This window comes from Emticicia sp. CRIBPO (assembly GCF_009905725.1).
GTDB lineage: Bacteria > Bacteroidota > Bacteroidia > Cytophagales > Spirosomataceae > Leadbetterella.
Genome location: NZ_JAAAKV010000005.1, coordinates 104503 through 126935, shown reverse-complemented (window position 1 = coordinate 126935; position 22433 = coordinate 104503). Strand labels below are relative to the sequence as shown.

General features: G+C 44.5%; 18 protein-coding genes. 11 read left to right on the top strand and 7 right to left on the bottom strand.

Going from position 1 to position 22433, the window contains the following annotated elements; translation table 11 throughout:
* Positions 1 to 4 precede the first annotated feature (4 nt).
* The 4 genes from GVN16_RS11690 to GVN16_RS11675 all read right to left on the bottom strand — a co-directional run bounded on the left by GVN16_RS11690 (position 5) and on the right by GVN16_RS11675 (position 4906).
* Positions 5 to 1717: a GMC oxidoreductase gene (locus GVN16_RS11690; RefSeq protein ID WP_166564083.1), complete on the bottom strand. Its 1713-nt coding sequence runs from the start codon at positions 1715 to 1717 to the stop codon at positions 5 to 7.
* 75 nt (positions 1718 to 1792) lie between these two features.
* Complete coding sequence (locus GVN16_RS11685) at positions 1793 to 3499, bottom strand: GMC oxidoreductase (RefSeq protein WP_166564082.1); 1707 nt, start codon at positions 3497 to 3499, stop codon at positions 1793 to 1795.
* 3 nt (positions 3500 to 3502) lie between these two features.
* The gene (locus tag GVN16_RS11680) at positions 3503 to 4024 is read right to left on the bottom strand and encodes a gluconate 2-dehydrogenase subunit 3 family protein (protein ID WP_166564081.1); all 522 of its coding nucleotides are present in this window, start codon (positions 4022 to 4024) and stop codon (positions 3503 to 3505) included.
* An 18-nt stretch (positions 4025 to 4042) separates the two neighbouring features.
* A complete protein-coding gene (locus GVN16_RS11675; RefSeq protein WP_166564080.1) occupies positions 4043 to 4906 on the bottom strand; it encodes an esterase family protein in 864 nt (287 codons plus the stop codon).
* 169 nt (positions 4907 to 5075) lie between these two features.
* Here GVN16_RS11675 and GVN16_RS11670 point away from each other — a divergent pair, with 169 nt between their 5' ends.
* From GVN16_RS11670 to GVN16_RS11660, 3 genes are read left to right on the top strand one after another with little or no spacing between them, the layout of a single operon-like run.
* Entirely contained in the window at positions 5076 to 5930 is an 855-nt protein-coding gene (locus tag GVN16_RS11670; RefSeq protein ID WP_166564079.1) for a DUF1080 domain-containing protein, read from the top strand.
* Positions 5931 to 5932: 2 nt separating this feature from the next.
* Complete coding sequence (locus tag GVN16_RS11665) at positions 5933 to 6727, top strand: HpcH/HpaI aldolase/citrate lyase family protein (protein ID WP_166564078.1); 795 nt, start codon at positions 5933 to 5935, stop codon at positions 6725 to 6727.
* A 54-nt stretch (positions 6728 to 6781) separates the two neighbouring features.
* Positions 6782 to 7624, top strand: coding sequence for a DUF2911 domain-containing protein (locus GVN16_RS11660; RefSeq protein ID WP_166564077.1), 843 nt, complete (start codon positions 6782 to 6784; stop codon positions 7622 to 7624).
* Between the two features lie 97 nt (positions 7625 to 7721).
* On the opposite strand, the gene GVN16_RS11655 is transcribed toward GVN16_RS11660, so the two are convergent.
* The gene (locus GVN16_RS11655) at positions 7722 to 8816 is read right to left on the bottom strand and encodes a Gfo/Idh/MocA family protein (protein WP_166564076.1); all 1095 of its coding nucleotides are present in this window, start codon (positions 8814 to 8816) and stop codon (positions 7722 to 7724) included.
* A gap of 104 nt (positions 8817 to 8920) precedes the next feature.
* Here GVN16_RS11655 and GVN16_RS11650 point away from each other — a divergent pair, with 104 nt between their 5' ends.
* Positions 8921 to 9502, top strand: a complete 582-nt coding sequence (locus GVN16_RS11650) for a TIGR00730 family Rossman fold protein (protein WP_166564075.1) — start codon at positions 8921 to 8923, stop codon at positions 9500 to 9502.
* A 79-nt stretch (positions 9503 to 9581) separates the two neighbouring features.
* Here GVN16_RS11650 and nadC read toward each other — a convergent pair whose 3' ends face one another.
* Positions 9582 to 10436: a carboxylating nicotinate-nucleotide diphosphorylase gene (nadC, locus tag GVN16_RS11645; RefSeq protein ID WP_166564074.1), complete on the bottom strand. Its 855-nt coding sequence runs from the start codon at positions 10434 to 10436 to the stop codon at positions 9582 to 9584.
* 215 nt (positions 10437 to 10651) lie between these two features.
* Here nadC and glpK point away from each other — a divergent pair, with 215 nt between their 5' ends.
* A complete protein-coding gene (gene glpK, locus GVN16_RS11640) occupies positions 10652 to 12148 on the top strand; it encodes a glycerol kinase GlpK (protein ID WP_166564073.1) in 1497 nt (498 codons plus the stop codon).
* Positions 12149 to 12221: 73 nt separating this feature from the next.
* The gene (locus GVN16_RS11635) at positions 12222 to 13313 is read left to right on the top strand and encodes a glycoside hydrolase family 130 protein (protein ID WP_166564072.1); all 1092 of its coding nucleotides are present in this window, start codon (positions 12222 to 12224) and stop codon (positions 13311 to 13313) included.
* A gap of 98 nt (positions 13314 to 13411) precedes the next feature.
* On the opposite strand, the gene recG is transcribed toward GVN16_RS11635, so the two are convergent.
* Entirely contained in the window at positions 13412 to 15505 is a 2094-nt protein-coding gene (gene recG / locus GVN16_RS11630) for an ATP-dependent DNA helicase RecG (RefSeq protein WP_166564071.1), read from the bottom strand.
* 84 nt (positions 15506 to 15589) lie between these two features.
* Between recG and GVN16_RS11625 the strand changes: the two genes are divergently transcribed.
* From GVN16_RS11625 to leuB, 5 genes are all read left to right on the top strand, one after another.
* Entirely contained in the window at positions 15590 to 17392 is a 1803-nt protein-coding gene (locus GVN16_RS11625; RefSeq protein WP_166564070.1) for a MutS-related protein, read from the top strand.
* Between the two features lie 148 nt (positions 17393 to 17540).
* Positions 17541 to 18938, top strand: coding sequence for a 3-isopropylmalate dehydratase large subunit (gene leuC, locus GVN16_RS11620; protein WP_166564069.1), 1398 nt, complete (start codon positions 17541 to 17543; stop codon positions 18936 to 18938).
* Between the two features lie 56 nt (positions 18939 to 18994).
* Entirely contained in the window at positions 18995 to 19591 is a 597-nt protein-coding gene (gene leuD / locus GVN16_RS11615) for a 3-isopropylmalate dehydratase small subunit (protein ID WP_166564068.1), read from the top strand.
* A 141-nt stretch (positions 19592 to 19732) separates the two neighbouring features.
* Positions 19733 to 21250 carry an alpha-isopropylmalate synthase regulatory domain-containing protein gene (locus GVN16_RS11610; RefSeq protein ID WP_166564067.1) on the top strand — a complete coding sequence of 506 codons (1518 nt, stop codon included), beginning with the start codon at positions 19733 to 19735 and terminating at the stop codon, positions 21248 to 21250.
* Between the two features lie 48 nt (positions 21251 to 21298).
* Positions 21299 to 22360 carry a 3-isopropylmalate dehydrogenase gene (leuB, locus tag GVN16_RS11605; protein WP_166564066.1) on the top strand — a complete coding sequence of 354 codons (1062 nt, stop codon included), beginning with the start codon at positions 21299 to 21301 and terminating at the stop codon, positions 22358 to 22360.
* Positions 22361 to 22433: the final 73 nt, after the last annotated feature.

Below are 22433 nucleotides of genomic sequence, written 5' to 3'. Positions count from 1 at the left end.
AAGACTATAAATTCTTCTTTCTTCTCTCCTTTACAGCATAGTCAACAGCCCTGGCTGTCAGAGCCATATAGGTAAGTGACGGATTTTGAGTAGCTGTTGAAGTCATGCAGGCTCCGTCTGTAACGAACACATTTTTGCAGGCATGAAGCTGGTTCCATTTGTTCAGCATAGAGGTCTTCGGGTCATTTCCCATCCTCACGCCACCCATCTCATGGTTCTCACTTCCGGGCATTCTCTGGGTATCTATCAGCTGAATATTTTTGAATCCGGCGGCGGTATACATCTCTGAAAACTGTTCATGAAAATCCTTCTTCATTTTGTCATCATTGTCGTCAAACGCCACAGATACCCTTAATTGAGGGATTCCGTACTTATCTGTGAGCTTTTGATCAAGTTTCAGGGTACTTTCATGCTTAGGAATGGTCTCTCCCATCATGTGTGAACCAACCTGCCAGTGGCCCAGGTTTCGCTTCGCCAGGTTGGCTTTAAGGTCTTCTCCAAGACCATTATTGTTCTGAACAAATGACCTTGTCGCACTGAATCCGGCGGCATATCCCCTGAGGAAATCGGTCTCTTGTTTGAACACATTTCTGAACCTAGGAACGTAACTTCCGTTGGGTCTTTTGCCATCTGTCGTGAAATCCAGGTGTCCGTCGTACTCTGCAGCGATTCTTCCACGGTAAGTATGGAAGGCAATGTAGCGTCCGAGAATATCATGGTCATTTCCCAAACCATTCGGAAAACGGTGAGATTTTGAATTTAATAAGATAAGATTGCTGTTCAGCGTTGATCCGTTGACAAAAATGATGTCGGCAAAGAATTCGATCTCTTCCCCGGTGTTTGTATCGATTACTTTTACGCCCGAGGCTTTGTTTTTCTTCTCATCATACATCAGGGAGTGAACAAGAGAGAAGGGCCGGAGTGTAAGATTACCGGTTTTTTCAGCCCATGGCATGGTCGATGCATTGGTACTGAAGTATCCGCCATAAGGGCAACCTCTTTCACAAATAGTCCTGTGCTGGCATTGAGCCCGTCCTTGCTGAAAGTGGATGGGCTGGGGGGCTGTCAGGTGAGCTGCCCTGCCTATGATCACATGACGGTCGGGGAACTTTTGTAAAACTTTTTCCTTAAAATGTTTTTCAACGCAGGTCATTTCATGTGGCGGCAAGAACTCACCATCGGGCAAATGAGGAAGTCCGTCACGGTTACCTGAAATCCCGGCGAATTTTTCTACATAAGAATACCATGGGGCAATGTCTGCATAACGGATGGGCCAGTCGACCGCAAACCCGTCGCGGGCAGGGCCTTCGAAATCAAAATCAGACCACCTTTGCGTCTGTCTGGCCCATAACAATGACCTTCCACCCAGTTGGTAAGCACGCATCCAGTCGAACGGCAAGTCCTGGACGTATTCCTGTTCCTTGTCTTTAACCAGGAAATGAAGGGTGCTTTCACTGAAAATATAATGTTTTGACGGGATTTTGTATTCTTCCTTTATTTTATCCGGAACCTGTCCGAGATGTTCGAATTCCCAGGGGTTTTTCATCGAAGTCGGGTAGTCCGTAATGTGTTTTACATCCCGGCCCCGCTCAAGCACCAATGTTTTCAGGCCTTTTTCACATAACTCTTTGGCAGCCCAGCCTCCGCTGATACCGGACCCTATGACAATGGCGTCAAAAGTGCGGGCCTTTTTAGCATTGATGTTGAAAATCGACATGTTTATATTTTAAGGTTGTTTTTTTGGGGGAAAAACAGAAAAGGAAACAGAGGCTCCGTTTCCTTTTCTGTAGTATTACAAGTTTCCTTTTTTCCTTTCTTTTACCGCATAATCGACAGCCCTGGCTGTCAAAGCCATGTAAGTCAGCGACGGGTTCTGTGTTGAAGTTGACGTCATACAGGCACCGTCGGTTACAAAAACATTTTTACAGGCATGCATCTGGTTGAATCCGTTCAAAATGGACGTTTTGGGATCTTTGCCCATTCTGGCTCCTCCCATTTCGTGAATGTCCAAACCGGCAGCCTGCTTGCTGTCTGAGGCCTTGATGTTGGTGAAGCCGGCCATTTCAAACATTTCGGTGATCTGCTCAATATAGTCTTTGACCATTTTCTCATCATTGTCGTCATATCCAACGGAAATTCTCAGTTGAGGAACACCGAACGGGTCTTTCAGGTCTTTGTCCAAAGCCACAAAATTACTTTCCTTCGGAATGGTCTCTCCCATGATATGTGATCCGACCGACCAGTTGCCATATTGCTTTTTGGCGAGATTATCCTTTAAGGTTTCTCCCAATCCCTGGTTGCTGTTATAAGTGATTCTGTTGGCTCCAAATCCGGCGGCATAACCTCTTAAGAAATTGGTTTCCTGTTTGTAGAGGTTTCTGAACCTAGGAATGTAACTGCTGTTCGGCCTTTTCCCGTCTGTGGTCTGGTCAAGGAATCCTTCATATTCTCCGTTTACCCTGGCTCTGTAGTTATGGAAGGCTACATATTTTCCTAAAACACCGCTATCGTTACCTAAACCGTTCTGGAATCTGTTGGAAGTAGAGTTCAGCAAAATCAGGTTGGTATTGATGGCTGCAGCGTTTACAAAAATAATGTCTGCATAATACTCAATCATTTCTTTGGTGTGAGCATCCACTACCCTCACGCCGCTGGCTTTGCCTTTCTTTTCGTCATAAATAATGGAGTGAACGACAGAGTCGGGCCTTAAAGTCAGCTTTCCGGTCCGCATCGCCCATGGAATGGTAGAAGCATTACTGCTGAAATATCCTCCGTAGGGACAACCCCTTTCACAAATGGTTCTGTTCTGACACTGGGCTCTTCCCTGGTCAAAATGAATCTGTTTCGGCTCAGTTAAGTGAGCGGCACGTCCGATAATGATGTGACGGTCTTTGTATTTCTGAGAGACTTTCTCACTGAAATATTTCTCGACACAGGTCATTTCGTGAGGTTTGAGAAATTCTCCGTCCGGAAGACTGTCCAGGCCATCTTTATTACCGGAAATCCCTGCAAATTTCTCTACGTAAGAATACCAAGGGGCAATGTCGTCATAACCGATCGGCCATTCGACGGCGAAGCCGTCGCGGGCAGGGCCCTCGAAGTCATATTTACTCCAACGCTGGGTCTGACGGGCCCAAAGCAGGGATTTTCCACCTACCTGATAACCCCTGATCCAGTCAAACGGTTTTTCCTGGATATAGGGATGTTCTTTGTCCTTTACAAAAAAATGAGCGGCCCCTTCATGAAATGCATAACATTTACTGACAATCGGATTCTCATTTCGTACACTCAGGGGCATTTGCCCGCGGTGTTCCATTTCCCATGGCTGAAGCATGGTGGTGGGGTAATCTACAATATGTTTTACGTCTTTTCCTCTTTCCAGCACCAGGGTTTTAAGTCCTTTCCCGGTAAATTCCTTCGCGGCCCATCCTCCGCTGATACCCGAACCTATGACGATGGCTTCAAACGTTCTTTTCTTTTTACTATCTACAGATAACATCTCTTATGCTTTATTTACAGGTACACATCCATGGAAACGGGCGGGTGCAAATTCAAAATTTGCGATATTCGTCAGAAAATATTCCGAGGAAGTATAACCCTGTGTCGTCAATCTCTTTACTACACCGAAAAACCATTTCTGGTCGGCATCTGAACTCATCTCCAACCCTTGCAAAAGGTGAAGTTTCTGTTCTTTGGTGCTTTCCTGGTATGATTTACCATAAATAAGTCCGGATACCTCGTCTACCCTGGCCAAAGCTTTTCTGAATCTCTCCTGGTCTTTGGCATCGTAACAATCAGAGATCATCACTTTGATAAATTTGCTTATTTCCAGTGTTTTGGCACCGGGAGTGCTTGTTTCGGGAATGATGGTCTCTGAAAGATCGGTCAATAAATCACCCTCCGCCACAGTCAGGGCCAATCCCTGGTCAAGCTTTCCGGGCGTCCAGGCATTTGCCCAGGCGGGAAGAGCAACGATCCCTCCAAAACCCATAGAAAGGTTTTGTAATACTTTTCTTCTGTTCATTTATCTGTTTTCTAAATTTCAATTCTGATGGAAAGTGTCCGAGACAAAAGATAAAACCACGGGCAGAGCTGATCTCCAGTAGCTCCAGGTATGGCCTCCTTCACGGATTCTGAATTCGTGAGGAATTTCTTTTTTTCTCATCGCAATGTGAATGAGCGAGTTTCCTTCATAAAGAAAATCATCATCGCCACAGTCGATATACCACTTCACGGCTTTCTTCTGATCATCTGCGATATTATTAACGAGGCTTAAAGCACTTTGTGTCTCGAAAAAGGTCTTTACCTCTTCCGGCTTGGCATCCGGCAGCATTCTTTTTAATCTTGAGTCAGCCTCCTCCATGTTGATCGGTCCGATGTACGCACTCAAAGGGCAGGCGGAAGAAAACAGCTCAGGGTGATGCAAGGCATACATGAATGAGCCGCCACCACCCATAGAAAGACCGGCTACTGCACGGAATCTTTTTTCTGACTTGATACGGTATGTTTTTTCTATTTGCGGTAAAAATTCCTTGAAGAAGAAATCCTCATAATTCCAGTCGCCCCTGACACTGTTAAAATAGCCCCTTGTGCCGGTATTGGCATCAGGCATAACAATGATCATGGGAGTGGCTTTCCCTTCTGCGATGGCTTTGTCGGTAATGCTCAGAACCTCTCCGAACTGCACCCAACCGGTCTGGTCATCCCCGGCACCGTGAAGCAGGTACAAGACAGGATAACTTCTTTGTGAAGTTTCGTAATCAGGCGGAAGGTAAATAGCGTATTTACGATCTCCTTTCAGGATTTTACTCGGGACACTCTGGTTGTCCAGGACTTTTCCCGACTGAGCAAACAGCAGAGCGGGAAATAAAAGCAGCAGCAAAGAATAAAGGTTTTTTGATTTCATTTTTAAGGCTAATTTCGGTTGAATAATCTTCAAAAATACGCTTATTTTTTTATTTGAAATAGTTTTCTTGTTTATTTACAGGTCTGAACTTTATTTTTTAATTATGGGTATAATAATCGGATAAAATCCTGTTATTCCTCCCTCCATTTATTCAATCAAAACAATTATAATGAAAAGACTATTTTTAGCTTTCTTCCTTTTTTCAGGCCTCTTCGCTTCTGCTCAGTTACGCCAGGTTCCTCAAAAAGACTGGAAACAATTATTCAACGGAAAGAATCTTGACGGTTGGGCTGTAAAAATCAGGGGATTTGACCTGAACGACAATTTCGGCAACACATTCAGTGTTAAAAACAAGAATCTTGTGGTGAACTACGACAAATATGATGCATTCAAACAGCAGTACGGACACATTTTCTACAAACAACCTTTTTCTTATTACCGCGTGGCGGTCGAGTACCGTTTTATAGGTGAACAAGCCAAAGGCGGAGAAGGGTGGGCTACTTTAAACAGCGGTGTGATGATTCACGGACAACCGGCTGAAAGCATGGGTAAAAACCAGGATTTCCCGGTTTCTATTGAGGTGCAGTTACTGGGCCAGATTGATCCGGCAAAAGAAAGAACGACCTGTAATCTTTGTACTCCGGGAACAAACGTGGTGTATGAGAATAAATTCGACAAGCGTCACTGTATCAATTCCAAATCAAAGTCATTTCCGAAAGGCGAATGGGTAAGGGCTGAAATCCTGGTTCTGGGCGATTCGCTGATCCAGCATTACATCAATAACGAAAAGGTAATGGAATATACTCATCCGAGCATCGGTGGAGGTAACGTAAGCGGACATGATCCGATTTTTGCACCTGACGGAAAAGCTTTGAAAGAAGGTTCTATTTCTCTTCAGAGCGAAAGCCACCCGATCGAATTCAGAAAAGTGGAATTATTAAACCTGGTGGGTTGTATGAATCCAAAGGCCAAAAATTATAAGGATTATTACGTTAAAGAAGATAACGCGTCCTGTAAATTCTAAAAATGGAGCCCAACCGTATCAAACAACTCTGGCAAAACAACGAAACCGCTATCAATGCCTGGATCAGTATTCCAGACGCATGGGCGGCAGAGGTAATTGCTCATGTAGGCTATGATACGATGACCATTGATGCCCAGCATGGGCTGGCCAGAGACCTTTCTGTGATCCTGCCCATGCTTCAGGCCATCAAAGGAACAAAAACGATTCCTTTGATCAGGGTACCACAAAACGACCCGGCTTTCATGATGAGTATGCTTGATGCGGGGGCGATGGGCATTATCTGCCCGATGATCAACGACCGGGAAGAAACCGAAAAATTTGTACGGGCCTGCCGGTTCTATCCGAAAGGAAACCGGAGTTTTGGCCCGCTGAGGGCATCCCTTATTTATGGAGATGATTATTTTACAGCCTCTGATGATGAAGTCATTACGATGGCGATGATTGAAACCTCCGATGCGATAAAAAACCTGAAAGAAATTGCTTCCACACCTGATCTTGACGGGCTTTATGTGGGTCCGTGGGATCTCAGCATTTCATTAGGTTATGAGAAAATAGCTGATTTTGATGATCCTTCCTTTTTAGGTATTCTTCAGGAAATATTAGACGCCGCTGCCGAAAACGGCATTTTTGCCGGGATCCATTCAGTGACCCCTGAGATATCTCAAAGAATGTCGGACATGGGATTTCGTTTTGTAACCACTTTCAGCGATTCGGCTGGCCTGAAAAAAATTGCTGCAGAGCAACTTGAAACTTTTAAGCAGAAAAAAGGATTATCCCGAAGTAACGATTCGTATTAATACGGAGAAAATTTTTACAAACCACCTGTGAATTTTTAATCAATCATTTCAAACATGAAAAAACTATTCTTTTCTTTTGTTGTTTCAGGCCTGATGGCTTTCGGTGCCAATGCACAAATCAAAACACCTCCGGCGAGCCCGGCATCTACCATTACTCAGGGCGTCGGTCTTACTTCGGTGAGCATTACTTACAACCGTCCTTCTGTAAAAGGCAGGAAAATTTTCGGAAACCTTACGCCTTATGGTAAAGTATGGAGAACCGGAGCCAATCAGATTACTTCTATCAAATTTGGAGAAGATCTTCTGGTAAACGGCAAAACGTTAAAAGCCGGAAGTTACGGCCTTTATACCGTGCCGGGAGAAAAAACCTGGAAGATCATTTTCAACTCTGACGACAAGCAATGGGGTGCTTATGCCTACGACCCGGCCAAAGATGTTTACAGCTTTGAGGTTCCGGCCATCAAGCTGAAAGACCTGGTTGAAAACATGACTATCGCGTTTGTTGATTTTACACCGACGACTACCAATGTTCAGATTTCATGGGAAAACACGGCTGTTAAGTTCAAACTTGAACATGACGTAAAAGACCGTATCCTTGCTGATATCAAAGAAAAAACGGCTGATCCTAATGCCAATATGGGAACCCTCATGGGTGCTGCCGATTATTATTATGAGAACAACATTGAGCTGGACAAAGCCCTGGTTTGGGCCCAGAAAGTGATTGAAAAAGATCAGAAATATTATACTTACCAACTGGCCGCCAGAATTGCTGCCAAAATGGGAAAATGTGATGTGGCTCTTGCGAATGCAGAAAAATCAATGCCGCTGGCTAAAGAAGCGGGTGATGACGCTTACATCAAGCTGAATGAAGCTGTGTTTGCGAAGTGTAAGAAGTAAGGAAGGAAAACGGAAAAAGGAAAACGGAAAAAGGACTCTTATAAAAAAATCCCCCTGAAGACATGATATCTTCAGGGGATTTTTTTATGCTATTGTTTTACAATTTTACCGACTTCCCGGTTTTGGCGGCTTTGTAAATGGCCATAAGTATCTTCATGTCTTTTAGCCCTTCTACTCCGGAAAAATGATCGGGTAGCGGATCTTTTGATCTGAAATAAGGGGCCATGCCATTCATCTGGAAAGTCTGGTGGTGAACAATAGGGAGTTTCATTTCTCCGTTCGGGGTCTTTCCTTTCAGCGGACCGTAACTCCAGGCCGGGGACATTTCAAAGTTTCCCTTATCGCATGAAGCAAACATGGTTTCAACATTGGTTTTGTAGCTGGAAAAACCATTGACCGTTATTCCTTCCGGAAATGTCAGTTGCCACGAAACACTCTCTTCTACTTCGGCAAATCTCGTTGGATCTGTTACCGGGCCGAATTGGGCCGTTACGGAAATTGGCTCCATTCCTAACGTATACCTGGCCGCCTGCACGCAATAAATACCGACATCCATCAGGGGACCCCCTCCTGCCATTTTTTTCTTCAATCTCCATTGTGTCGGATCACCGATTTTAAAACCGAAATTGGTTTGCATGAAGTTGATCTTTCCGAACGTTTTCTCCTTGCCATACCGCATTACTTCCTGATTGAAAGGCTCAAAATGACATCTGTAACCAATGGCCAGCTTTACCCCGGCTTTGTTACAGGCATTCAGCATTTGTTCAGCTTCTTCCACAGTATTGGCCATCGGTTTTTCACAGATCACATGCTTCCCGGCCTTGGCTGCCCTGATGGTAAATTCAGGATGAAGGCCGTTGGGTAAGCAGATGTAAACTACGTCGATGTCCTTGGCATTGACGATATTGTCGAAGTTTTCATAGTTGAATACGTTCTCGTCTTTGATGGACGGGAAACGTTTTTTCCACTCCGGTATTTTAGAAGCTGTTCCGGTCACGATTCCGACCAGTTTCCATTCCGGAGAGTTTTCCAGGGCTACGCCAATCTGGTTTTTAGCATAAGAGCCCAGGCCGATGACCGCAATTCCAAGCGGCTGGTCTGCCTGTCGTTTAAAAAATGAAGTCCCCGCCAGGGGTAGGGCCAGGCCGAATGTCCCGGCGGTCTTTATAAAAGAACGGCGTCCTTGTTTCATAGCATTACAGATAATTTAAATAGAGGGGAATAAATAATAGTTCTCAATATTACGAAGAAATAATCATAATTTTGCGGGCCAATAAAATGAATATTGAAGGCTATATGGAATCTGTTTTAGTGTATTGCGGAGCAAGTCCCGGAACCAACCCGGTGTACAGGGAAACGGCGGAGGCATTGGGCCTTGCCCTTGTAAAAAGAAAAATCCGCCTGATTTATGGTGGCGGTAGCTTAGGATTAATGGGCGTTGTGTCTAATACCGTCATGAAAAACGGCGGCGAAGCGACAGGGATTATCCCGAATTTCCTGGATAAAATGGAAGTTGGAAACCCCGACCTGACGGAAATCCATAGGGTAGATACGATGCACCAGCGTAAAAGCCTGATGCAGGAACTCTGCGATGGGATTATAACCCTACCCGGAGGCTTCGGCAGTATGGACGAATTGTTTGAAATCCTGACCTGGGCCCAGCTTGGCCTGCATCAGAAACCCATAGGCTTATTGAATATCAACGGCTTCTATGATCCTTTGATCGCCCAGATTGATATGATGGTTAAAGAGGGCTTTTTAAGGATGGAAAACAGAGGTCTGATGGTCATCTCAGATAATATTGAAGATCTGTTTATCAAAATGGAAAATTACGAGCCTGTTCCTGTAATGAAATGGCTGGAGAAAAAGGGAATCTGAGTTTATTCCCTTTTAAGTTTCTCTTTTGATTATCCTTTCTTATGTTTTTGGAACAATCTGCTTATCCGGAGATTGGTTCTCAGGACTTTACGGCCTTCAGACTCAGGTCTAGGCTTTTAGCGGAATGGGTTAAATAGCCCATAGAGATATAGTCTACGCCACAGTCCGCATACTCACGGACATTATCAGGGGTGATGCCTCCGGAGGCCTCCACAGGGAAGCGACCATCAATGAGTTTAAGGGCTTCACGGATGTTGTCGAAACTGAAATTATCAAGCATTATCCTGATCACCCCACCTACTTCAAGCACCTCGGCAAGTTCCTTCAGGTTTCTTACTTCTATTTCAATGGGTAAATCCTTGCCTTTCTCAACCAGGTATTTCTGAGCGGCCCAAAGAGCTTGTTTGATTCCTCCTGCATAATCCACGTGATTGTCTTTGATCAGGATCATATCATATAAACCGATGCGGTGATTCACTCCGCCGCCAATGCTCACGGCCCATTTTTCCATCATCCGGAAACCGGGCGTGGTTTTACGGGTATCAAGCACTTTACAATTGGTGCCTTCCAGTTTTTTAACTATTCCATTCGTCACCGTCGCAATACCACTCATGCGTTGCATGCAATTAAGCACAAGCCGCTCTGCGGTAAGAATAGACCTGTCGCTTCCTTCTACAAACAATACAATGTCACCATATTTAATAGGTGAACCATCCTTTAGTAAAACCTCTACTTTAAGGTCCTTGTCTACTGCTTTAAATATTCTTTCGGCCAGCTCAACCCCTGCCAGGATACCCTCATCTTTTACCAAAAGCCTGGCCTTGCCGATGGCTTCAGCCGGAATCGTTGACAAAGAGGTATGGTCACCGTCTTTGATATCCTCGTCAAGTGCGTTTTGAATAAATTCTTCCAGTTGCTTTTCGTCGATTACCATGTAGTCTTTTTTATTTTGATGCACAAAATTAGCAAAGGATTCCGTCTGTTTAACAAAAACCGGACGGCATTATTAAAGATATCGCTCATTTTACAAAATGCTCATAATACCTTTGATCAAACCGGCCTCCTATAATTCCTTAAAGAAAAAATTGGGTTAAATTGATGCAATTCCTTAATTTGGCGAATCAACCTTAAAAAAAGCAGAAAACAAAGATGAAATACATCGCTTCTATTGACCAGGGGACCACCAGTACCCGCTGTATTCTTTTCGACAAACAAGGAAATATCGTCTCAATAGCACAAAAAGAACATAAGCAGATTTACCCTAAACCAGGTTGGGTAGAGCACGATCCTGAGGAAATCTGGCAAAACACGCTTGAAGTTATTGCACAGTGCCGGGTTTCAAAAAGGATCTCCATCAAAGACATCGGAGCCTGCGGCATCACCAATCAAAGAGAAACCACAGTAATCTGGAATAAAAGAACCGGAAAACCATACTATAATGCCCTCGTGTGGCAAGATACCCGCGTAGGAAAAACTGTTGATGAACTTGAAAAATCAACCTCAAGCGACTGGTTCAGACAAAAAACCGGGCTTCCGCTGGCTACTTATTTCAGCGGACTGAAAATCCAATGGGTGCTTGACAATGTGGCCGGTGTGAGAGAAGATGCCGAAAAAGGCGATGCTATTTTCGGAAATATGGACACTTACATTGTCTGGCATCTGACAGGTGGCGTCAAAGGAGGGCTTCACATTACTGACGTTACGAATGCTTCCAGAACCCAGCTGATGAACCTGAATACCCAAACATGGGATGATGAGATCCTGGAAAAGCTGAATATCCCGAAACAGATTTTACCGGAGATCCAGCCGAGCAGCAAAGTTTATGGAAATATCACTTCAGAAGTAATGGAAGGCATTCCTCTGGCTGGAATCCTCGGTGATCAGCAGGCAGCACTGGTGGGCCAGACCTGCTTTAATCCAGGCGAAGCGAAAAATACTTATGGTACGGGTTGTTTCATGTTGCTGAATACAGGAACAAAACCGATCCCTTCAAAATACGGATTGCTTACTACTGTAGCCTATCAGTTTGAAAACCAACCCGTGCATTTTGCCCTGGAAGGTTCAGTGGCTGTGACCGGAGCCCTGGTCCAATGGCTCAGGGATAATATCGGATTGATCAAAAACAGCCAGGAAGTTCAGAAACTTGCCGAAGGTGTGGAAGATAACGGCGGTGTCTATTTCGTGCCCGCGTTTTCCGGACTTTATGCCCCTTACTGGCAAAATTCTGCCAGGGGCGTTATTGCCGGTCTGACCCGTTATGTAAACAAAGGGCACATTGCCCGGTCGGTACTGGAGGCTACGGCTTATCAGACTAAAGACGTCCTTGAGGCGATGGAACAGGATGCGGGCATTGAAATTTCGTCCCTTCGTGTTGACGGTGGGATGACCGTTAATGAACTTCTTATGCAATTCCAGTCAGATATGCTGGATGTACCGGTGATCAGGCCGAAAATGATTGAAACCACGGCATTGGGAGCCGCCTATGCGGCCGGTTTGGCCGTAGGGTTCTGGCAGAACTTTGAAGACCTGGTGCAAAACTGGGGCGTTGACAAACAATGGAAACCGGATATGCCAGCCGAAAAAAGAACAGAATACTATCATGGCTGGAAAAAGGCGATTGAGCGGTCTTTGAATTGGGAGGATTAATTAACATGGAAAAGGGAGAACGGAAAAAGGACAAGGGATGAAATGTACTCAAAGCGATTATGCTATAAAACCTATGAAAAAAATTATTTTAGGCATTTGCCTGGTGAGTGTTGCTGTTTATTCTTTTAAGCCAAAGGATGGCTGGCAATTGGGTGTATTTAAAAAGACAGCCATTAACCCCATCATGAGTGCTGATTCTTCCTATACTTTCTTTTGCCCGGCTTCTGAGAAAGTAGTGAAATGGCAGAAAGCAGATGTATTTAACCCGGCGGCTATTGTGAAAGACGGAAAAGTTTATCTGTTGTTCAGGGCTGAGGATAATCCCAAGGCGATCCTGGGAGGAAGAACTTCAAGAATCGGCATTGCCGAAAGTACGGATGGTATTCATTTCAAGAAACACGATAAACCGGTGCTTTATCCGGCAAAGGACGGGTTTGAAAAATGGGATTTCCCGGGCGGGTGTGAAGATCCGAGGATTGTGGAATCTGAAGACGGGACTTACTTTATTACCTACACCAGCTGGAATACCAAATTGGCGAGACTGACGGTTGCCAGTTCAAAAGACCTGTTTAACTGGAAAAAACACGGTCCTGTTTTTCAGAAAGCTTATGGCGGCAAATTTGTAGACTTCTGGTCTAAATCAGGGTCGGTGGTGACAAAACTTAAAGGTAATAAGATCGTAGCAGCTAAAATCAATGGTAAATACTGGATGTACTGGGGCGAAAAATTCGTGAATGTGGCTCATTCAACCGACCTGATCAACTGGACGCCGTTACTGGATGATAAAGGTGAGTTGCTGCAGGTAATGAAAACAAGGCCCGGCTATTTTGACAGCGACCTTACAGAACCCGGCCCTCCTGCCCTGTTAACCAAAGACGGAATCATTCTTTTCTATAACGGGAAAAACAGCGGAGACGAAAAGGCTGATAAGAAATTAGCGGCCAATACTTATACCGGAGCCCAGGCCTTGTTTGATGCCGGAAATCCGGCGAAGCTTATTGAGCAGTCCCAAAGCTATTATATCAAACCGGACCTGCCGCATGAAATCAGCGGACAGTATAAGGCGGGGACGACTTTTACAGAAGGCCTCGTTTTTTATAAAAACAAATGGTTTATGTATTACGGCACTGCCGATTCGATGGTAGGTCTGGCGATAAAAGAGTAAACCCTGTTCAAAAATAAAACATTAAGGAGTCAAGGGCATTAAAATTTCATTAAGTTGATCTCCTTAATGCCCTTACTTTTTCAAGAACAAAAACTGTATCAGCTAATTCTGCTCCAGCTCATTTCCTTGTTTTTAATTTTATCAATGTGCCTTTTGATCGGTAAGTTGTCTTCAAAGTCAAGGTTGGGATCCTGGCTTAAAATTTCGATGGCTGTTTCCCTGGCTATTTTCAGGATTTCTCCGTCTTTGGCGAGGTTGGCTAATCTTAAATCGACGAGCCCGCTCTGCTGGGTTCCTGCCATGTCGCCCGGACCTCTCAACTCAAGGTCAACCTGGGAAATTTCGAAGCCGTTTTCGGTCATCACCATGGTCTCAATCCGCTTCCTGGTGTCTTTTGAAAGTTTGTAGGTTGTTATCAGTATACAATAAGACTGGTCCGCTCCCCGTCCTACCCTGCCCCGGAGCTGGTGAAGCTGGGCCAATCCGAATCTTTCCGCATTTTCAATGACCATTACGCTGGCATTGGGAACGTCCACTCCCACTTCGATCACTGTCGTAGCCACCATGATGTCAGTTTCCCCTTTCTTAAACCTGGCCATTTCAAAATCCTTGTCTTTCGGTTTCATTTTGCCATGTACGATGCTGATGGCACTGTTGGGGAAAGCCCTCTCAATGCTTTCGTATCCGTCAAAAAGATTTTTCAGGTCCAGCTTTTCCGATTCTTCAATCAGGGGATAGACCACATAAATCTGCCGCCCTTTAGCGATTTCGTCCCGCATAAACTGGAAAACCTGGAGCCTGTTGGCATCATACCGGTGAACCGTTTTGATGGGTTTTCTGCCTGGGGGCATCTCGTCAATTTCTGAAATATCAAGATCGCCATATAAAGTCATCGCCAGCGTTCTCGGGATCGGTGTGGCCGTCATGACCATGATATGCGGATGCAGGTACTTGTTTTTCTCCCAGAGCCTGGCCCGCTGAGCTACACCAAAGCGGTGCTGCTCGTCAATAACACATATCCCGAGGTTGTTAAATTGTACAATGTTTTCAAGCAGGGCATGGGTGCCTACGATGATGTTTATGGAACCATTGAGCAGACCTTCATGGATTTCTGTCCTGGCTTTTTTGGTGGATGAGCCCGTCAGTATTGCTATCTTCAGGTTAAGCTTTTCTGAGTATTTCTGCAGGTTATTGAAATGCTGAAAGGCCAGGATTTCTGTCGGAGCCATCAGGCATGCCTGGGCATTTCCGTCAATCGCACTGAGCATAGAAATAAAAGCAACGATGGTTTTTCCGCTTCCCACATCCCCCTGGATCAGGCGGTTCATTTGTTTACCGGATTTCAGGTCTCCGAATATTTCCTTGATGACCCGTTTCTGTGCCCCGGTCAAATCAAACGGCAGGTGGTTTTCATAAAACTCGGTGATGAGCCTGGCCTTGTTAAATACCTGTCCGGGATAATCCGTTTTTCTGAGGAGTTGTTGTTTTAATAACCGCAGCTGGTTATAAAACAGTTCTTCGAATTTCAGCCTCCGCTGTGCCTGGTGCAAATCTTCATAAGTATTGGGAAGGTGCAAACCCCAAAGGGCATTTTTCTTCGGCCATAGGCGAAACTTCTGCATAAGGCTCTGCGGCAAAGTCTCGCTGATGTATGGATTGGACATTTCAAGGAGGGTCCTCATCCATTTACTGATCTGTTTGCTCTCTATGTATTTCTTGCGAAGTCTTTCTGTTAGTGAATAGATTGGTTGAAAGTGTCCTGCCTGGGAGGCGTTCTGAACCAAGGGCTCAATTTCCGGATGGGTGATCTGGTATTTGCCCCCGAAAAAAGCGGGTTTGCCGTATACCAGGTATTCGTTGTTGACCTTCAGCGATTTCTGAAACCAGGATATCCCCTGAAACCAGACCAGTTCTATTGTGCCTGATCCGTCGGTAAAATCTGCAATCATTCTTTGTTTACGGCCTTCCCCTATGACTTCAAGCGACTTCAGTCTCCCTTTGATCTGGGCAGCAAACATCTCCTCTTCCAGTTCCGAAATTCTGTGAAACTTAGAGCGGTCCTCGTGCCTGAAAGGGTAATAATCAAGGAGGTCGCCATACGTGAACAGACCAAGTTCTTTGTTCAGCAACTCGGCTTTCTGGGGCCCTACTCCTTTTAAGAATTCTATTTTTGTATCAAAAAACGATGACATAGGGCAAATCTAAGTAATATTGTTTATAAATATGAAATTAAACCTGTCCTATCTTGGTTACTTTTGTGGACAATAACATTACGAATGGAAGCATATTACAAGCAAAAAATCGCCGAAATAACAGAAGAAACCACCCTACTTAAAAAGAAAAACGACCGCGTTGCCGCTTTACGGCTATTCCTCATTATTGCCCTCGGCTTTTTGATTTACAAAGGATTTTCGATTCATTACCTGGCCGGGGTTGCGGTTGTTGCCGGCGGAGTTGCCGGATTTTATTACCTCGTCAAATACCACGAAAAAATTGAGCTGGATATTGATCTGCACATTACGACGATCGAACTGATCAGGAATGAACTGGCCTGCCTGGCCGGAAATTCCAATGTTTATTACAATGGTTCAGAGTATAACAGTCCGTTACATCATTTCAGCGACGATCTGGATATTTTCGGAGAATCTTCGCTTTTCCACCTGATCAACCGCACAAAGAGCAAGGCCGGGAATGATTACCTGGCTAAAAACTTATTGTCTGAGGATCAGCATTATACTATTTCGGAAAAGCAGGAAGCAGCAAAAGAACTTAAATCCAAAACAGAGTGGCGTTTAAACTTTCTGGCGTCAATGTTCAAATTGTCTAACGAAGAACGTGGCGTTACAAGCATCCTGAGCAGGATTGAAGAGCCTCCGCCTATAAAATTCGAAGGTCTGATTTCCATATATAATATGGTTCTGCCTTTTTTATGGATCGGGGTTGCGGCCTCTTCTTATTTTAAGTCCCTGACTTTTGCCGGTTACGCTGCAGCAGTACTGTTTATGATCAATTACTTTTTTGTACTGATCAACAAAAAGCCCACGGAAGATTATTTCAACACCGTTTCAGGAGCGGGTAGGATCATGCAAAAATATGGCCTCGCCACGGCGTTGATTGTGCAGGAAAACTGGACTTCAAAAATATTGAAGGAGTCCTATGAAAGCATGCCCATTTCCAAACTTAATAGTAAGAACCCGATTGACGACTTTGTGGTAATCCTCAAAAAACTGGACATGAGGCGAAATCAGTTTGCTTCTATCTTTCTATACCTGGCCTCCCCTTTCGAACCGGTTCAGCTGATCAGGCTGAGAAAATGGCTTCAGGAGCACCCCGATTTCTTTCTTAAAATTTTTGACACCATCGGCGTGTTCGAAGCCTCCTCGAGCCTGGGTACTCTGAGCTTTAATAAACCTGACTGGTCTTTCCCTGAAATTAACGAAACCGGAAAATTCAGCCTGGAAGGAACACAAATCGGGCATCCGCTGATCAGAGGTCACGAAACGGTTTGCAATGACTTCCGGTTTGATGATACCAACCGGCTGACGCTGATCACAGGTTCAAACATGTCCGGCAAAAGTACATTCCTGAGAACCATCGGCTTGAACATCGTTCTTTCTTATGCCGGAGCCCCTGTTTTTGCGAGTCATCTGAAAGTCAGTCCGGGCATACACCTGATCTGTTATATGAGGATCAAAGACTCTATTCAGCAAAATGCTTCTACTTTTAAGGCTGAAATAGAAAGGATCAAACTGGTATTGGCGGCTATAAATGCTCATGAAAATTCGCTTTTCCTGATTGACGAAATGCTGAGAGGAACCAATTCTGAAGACAAACTGGCGGGGTCAATGGCCCTGCTTGAAAAAATAGCCCGGTCAGACGCTTTTGCCATGGTGGCCACCCATGATCTGAGAATGACAGAGATTTCCGACAAATATCCAGACAAAATCAAAAATTACTATTTTGAATATTCTACCGAAAACGGTGAATTATTGTTCGATTATCAGATAAAAAATGGTGTTTGCAAGAGTTTTAATGCTTCATTATTGTTAAAATCCATTGGTTTAGAGCTAAATAGCTGAAAACAAGTTCTTATCTAGAGACATTTTAAATAATGTCTTTTTCGCCCATTTCGCACAAATGGACTGATTTCGCTATTTTTTGGTCGGATTTTATCTAATTCAATCCAAATATTATTTTCAATTTTGTATCCAGAAATCAATAAGAAGTATGGAAGCAAAAACACTGTTCGACAAAGTATGGGATGCCCATGTGGTTCGGAAAATAGCAGATGGCCCTGATGTTTTTTTCATCGACCGTCATTTTATTCATGAGGTTACCAGCCCGGTAGCTTTTCTTGGTCTTGAAACCAGGGGTGTTACTGTGATGTATCCGGAGCGTACTTTTGCTACGGCCGATCACAATACGCCTACAATTAATCAGCATTTACCTGTTGCTGATCCCCTTTCAGCCAACCAGTTGAAAGCCCTTGAGTCTAATTCTACCAAATACGGTATTTCTCACTGGGGACTGGGTCATCAGAAAAATGGTATCGTCCACGTGGTTGGGCCCGAAAACGGCATTACCCTTCCTGGTATGACTATCGTTTGCGGTGATTCACATACCTCTACCCACGGAGCTTTCGGTGCCATCGCTTTTGGTATCGGTACTTCAGAAGTAGAAATGGTTTTGTCTTCACAGTGTATTATGCAGCCTAAGCCTAAAAAAATGCGTGTCAATGTGAACGGTAAATTAGGCAAAGCAGTACTTCCGAAAGACGTTACCCTTTATATTATTGCACAGATCACAGCCAGTGGTGCTACAGGTTACTTTGTAGAATACGCCGGTGACGTGTTTGAAAACATGAGCATGGAAGGCCGTATGACGGTTTGTAACATGAGTATCGAAATGGGTGCCCGTGGAGGGATGATCGCTCCTGACGAAACAACTTTTGCATATCTGAATGGCCGTGAGCAGGCTCCGAAAGGAGAAGCCTGGGAAAAAGCCATGGCTTACTGGAAAACCCTGAAAACAGACGAAGGTGCTCAGTTTGACCTTGAGCTGAATTTTGATGCTGCTGATATAGAACCTCAGATTACTTATGGTACTAACCCTGGTCTCGGAACCGGTATCTCAAGAAATATCCCTAAAGCGGCTGATGTTAAAGACGGTGAAGCAAGTTACAAAAAATCTTTAGGCTACATGGGCTTTGAAGAAGACGAGCAGATCATCGGAAAACCGGTTGATTATGTTTTTGTCGGAAGCTGTACCAATGGCCGTATTGAAGATTTCCGTGCTTTTGCTTCTATCATCAAAGGACGTAAAAAAGCGGACAATATCACAGCATGGCTGGTTCCGGGTTCTCACATTGTGGAAGCTCAGATCAAAGAGGAAGGCATTTTTGATATCCTGACAGAGGCGGGCTTTGCCCTTCGTCAACCAGGATGCTCGGCTTGTCTTGCGATGAACGAAGACAAGATCCCTTCCGGAAAATATGCTGTTTCGACTTCAAACAGAAACTTTGAAGGACGTCAGGGCCCGGGAGCGAGAACCCTTCTGGCTTCTCCGTTGGTGGCTGCAGCAGCAGCTGTGACCGGTGTGGTTACTGATCCAAGAGATTTGATGTAATATAATTGGTTCTCTGTTTGAGGATCACAGCGTTTAACAAAAAAAGATTTATAAAAATGGCATACGATAAATTTACGGTACACACCAGCACTGCTGTACCTCTTCCACTTGAAAACGTGGATACTGACCAGATCATCCCTGCCCGTTTTCTTAAAGCCACCAAGAGAGAGGGCTTTGGAGATAACCTTTTCAGAGACTGGAGATATAATTCTGACAATACCCCTAAAGCAGATTTTGTACTGAACAACCCGACTTATTCCGGAAAAATCCTGGTTGCCGGTCGTAACTTCGGTAGCGGATCAAGCCGTGAGCACGCTGCCTGGGCTATTTATGATTATGGTTTCAGATGTGTGATTTCGAGTTTCTTTGCGGATATTTTCAAGGGAAACTCCATCAACATCGGTATCCTTCCGGTAACCGTAAGCCCTGAATTCCTGGAAAAGATTTTCACGGCTATCTATGCTGATCCAAAGGCTGAAATCGAAGTCAATCTTCTTTCCCAAACCGTAACGATTGTTGCCAGCGGAGAATCTGAAGGCTTTGAAATCAATTCTTACAAAAAAGACAACCTGATTAACGGTTATGACGATATCGATTATCTTCAGGCTATGAAAGAAGAAATCGGAGCTTTCGAAAAAGAAAGAATTTTCTGATTTGTTTTGCTCAAAAAATATAACGCTTTATAAATAGTTTAGGAAGTATAACAAAAAGGCCAAAGGTTACCTGCCCTTTCGATGATCAGACCCAGGTCTGATGCATTGAAAGCCGGCAGTTAACCCCAACCCAACTGATTGATGACCATCAGAAATATTGAAATAATGGATACGACACTCCGGGATGGTGAACAAACCAGCGGAGTGTCTTTTTCTGCGTCAGAAAAACTGACGATAGCCCAGTTGCTACTTCAGGAAGTTAAGGTTGACAGGATTGAAGTGGCTTCTGCCAGGGTTTCTGAGGGAGAGTTTCAGGCTGTTGAAAAAATAACGGCTTGGGCCGCTGAAAACGGGTACCTGGATAAGGTAGAAGTTCTGACTTTTGTAGATGGCTTGTCGTCTGTAGACTGGATGATCAAAACCGGGGCAAAAGTGATGAACCTTCTGACCAAAGGGTCGATCAACCACCTTACCCATCAGCTTCGGAAAACCCCTGCCGAGCACTTTGAAGACATCCGGAAGGTTATTGAGCTGGCTGTTTCAAAAGATATTCTTGTGAATGTCTACCTGGAAGACTGGAGCAACGGTATGCGGAATTCCAAAGAATATGTTTTCCAGATCCTGGAATTCCTGAGTACTCAACCCGTGAAAAGAATCATGCTTCCTGATACGCTGGGGGTGCTTACACCATCGGAATCGTATCTTTTTGTTAAGGAAATCGTAGATAAATATCCTGATCACCATTTCGATTTTCATGCTCATAATGACTATGACCTGAGTATCGCCAACGTGATGGAAGCCCTGAGGGCAGGAGCTCACGGACTTCACCTGACCGTCAACGGCATGGGCGAAAGAGCCGGTAATGCTCCGTTAGCCAGCACAATTGCGGTCATCAATGATTTTCACCCTGAAATAATCACTTCGGTTAACGAACATTCTTTGTATACCGTAAGTAAGATCGTTGAGACATTTTCAGGACTGAGAATTCCGGGGAACAAGCCTATTGTCGGAGAAAATGTATTTACTCAAACCGCCGGTATTCATGCCGACGGGGATAAGAAAAACAATCTTTATTTCAGCAAGCTGATGCCGGAGCGTTTCGCAAGACTGCGTTCTTATGCTCTGGGAAAAACATCGGGTAAGGCTAACATTGAAAACAATCTCCGGGACCTGGGCATCACGCTCTCTGACGAAGATCTGAAAAAAGTAACCCAGAGGATCATCGAGCTGGGCGACAGAAAAGAGGCGGTAACCCAGGATGACCTTCCTTACATTATTTCGGATGTGCTGGACAGCAGCAGGATCCAGGAAAATGTCAAGATCATCAATTATGTACTGACACACTCCAAAAACCTGAAACCTTCTGCCACCTTGCAGATTTCTTTCGGGGACGAGGTATTTGAAGAAAGTGCCCAGGGCGACGGACAATACGATGCCTTCATGAATGCCTTGAAGAAGATTTATGTCAAAAAGAAGATCGAACTTCCTATGCTGACAGATTATGCGGTGAGGATTCCCCCGGGAGGAAAAACGGATGCCTTGTGTGAAACCATCATTACCTGGAAAATCAAAAACAAGGACCTGAAGACAAGAGGGCTTGATTCTGACCAGACGGTATCGGCGATCATTGCCACTCAGAAAATGTTGAATTTAATTTAAATACAAACCATAAAATGGCTGTTTTTTGACAGTCGAACGCTCATAAAAATGAAACTAAACATTGCAGTATTAGCGGGTGACGGTATCGGACCGGAGGTAATAGACCAAGCCCTGAAAGTAGTTCATGCTATCGGCCAGAAATATAATCATGAAATCAACCTTACTCCGGCCATTACAGGAGCTGCTGCGATCGACGCCGTAGGAAATCCTTATCCGGATGAAACACATGAGATTTGTATGAACGCTGACGCCGTGCTTTTCGGTGCCATCGGTCATCCAAAATTTGACAATGACCCTTCAGCCAAAGTGCGTCCGGAGCAAGGCCTTCTGGCTATGCGTAAGAAACTCGGTTTATATGCCAACATCAGACCTACACTGGTTTTCCCTTCTCTTTTACATAAATCTCCGTTAAGAAGAGAATTGATCGAAAATGCTGATTTTGTATGTATCAGAGAACTTACAGGCGGTATTTATTTTGGTGACAAAGGCAGAAACGAAACAAGAGACAGAGCCTGGGATGTTTGTGAATATACCAAACCTGAAGTAGAAAGAATCATTCGCCTGGCTTATCAGTATGCCATGGCCAGAAATAAGAAATTATGTATTGTTGACAAAGCAAACGTCCTTGAAACTTCAAGATTATGGCGTGAAGTGGGTCAGCAACTGGAAAAGGAATTCCCTGAAGTGGCTACAGAATACCTTTTTGTAGATGCTGCCGCGATGAGAATCATCCAGTGGCCTGAAGGCTTTGACGTCATGGTAACAGAAAACATGTTCGGAGATATCCTTACCGATGAAGCTTCTGTTATTTCAGGTTCAATGGGCTTGATGCCATCTGCTTCTATCGGTCTGCATACTTCGGTATTTGAGCCTATCCATGGTTCTTATCCTCAGGCTGCCGGAAAAAACATCGCCAACCCGCTGGGAACCATCCTTTCGGCAGCTATGATGTTTGAATATGCTTTCAAACTGACTGATGAAGCCAATGAAATCAAGGCTATCGTTGACAAATCTCTTGCTGAGGGAATCGTTACGGTAGATATTGCCGACGGCGGAAAGTCTTACAGCACTTCTGAGGTAGGTGACTGGCTGGCAAGTCAGATCAAATAATATCCGGTCATATATTGAAAAAGCCCTTCGCAGAATTTTCTGTAAAGGGCTTTTTCTTTTATGAGGATTATCC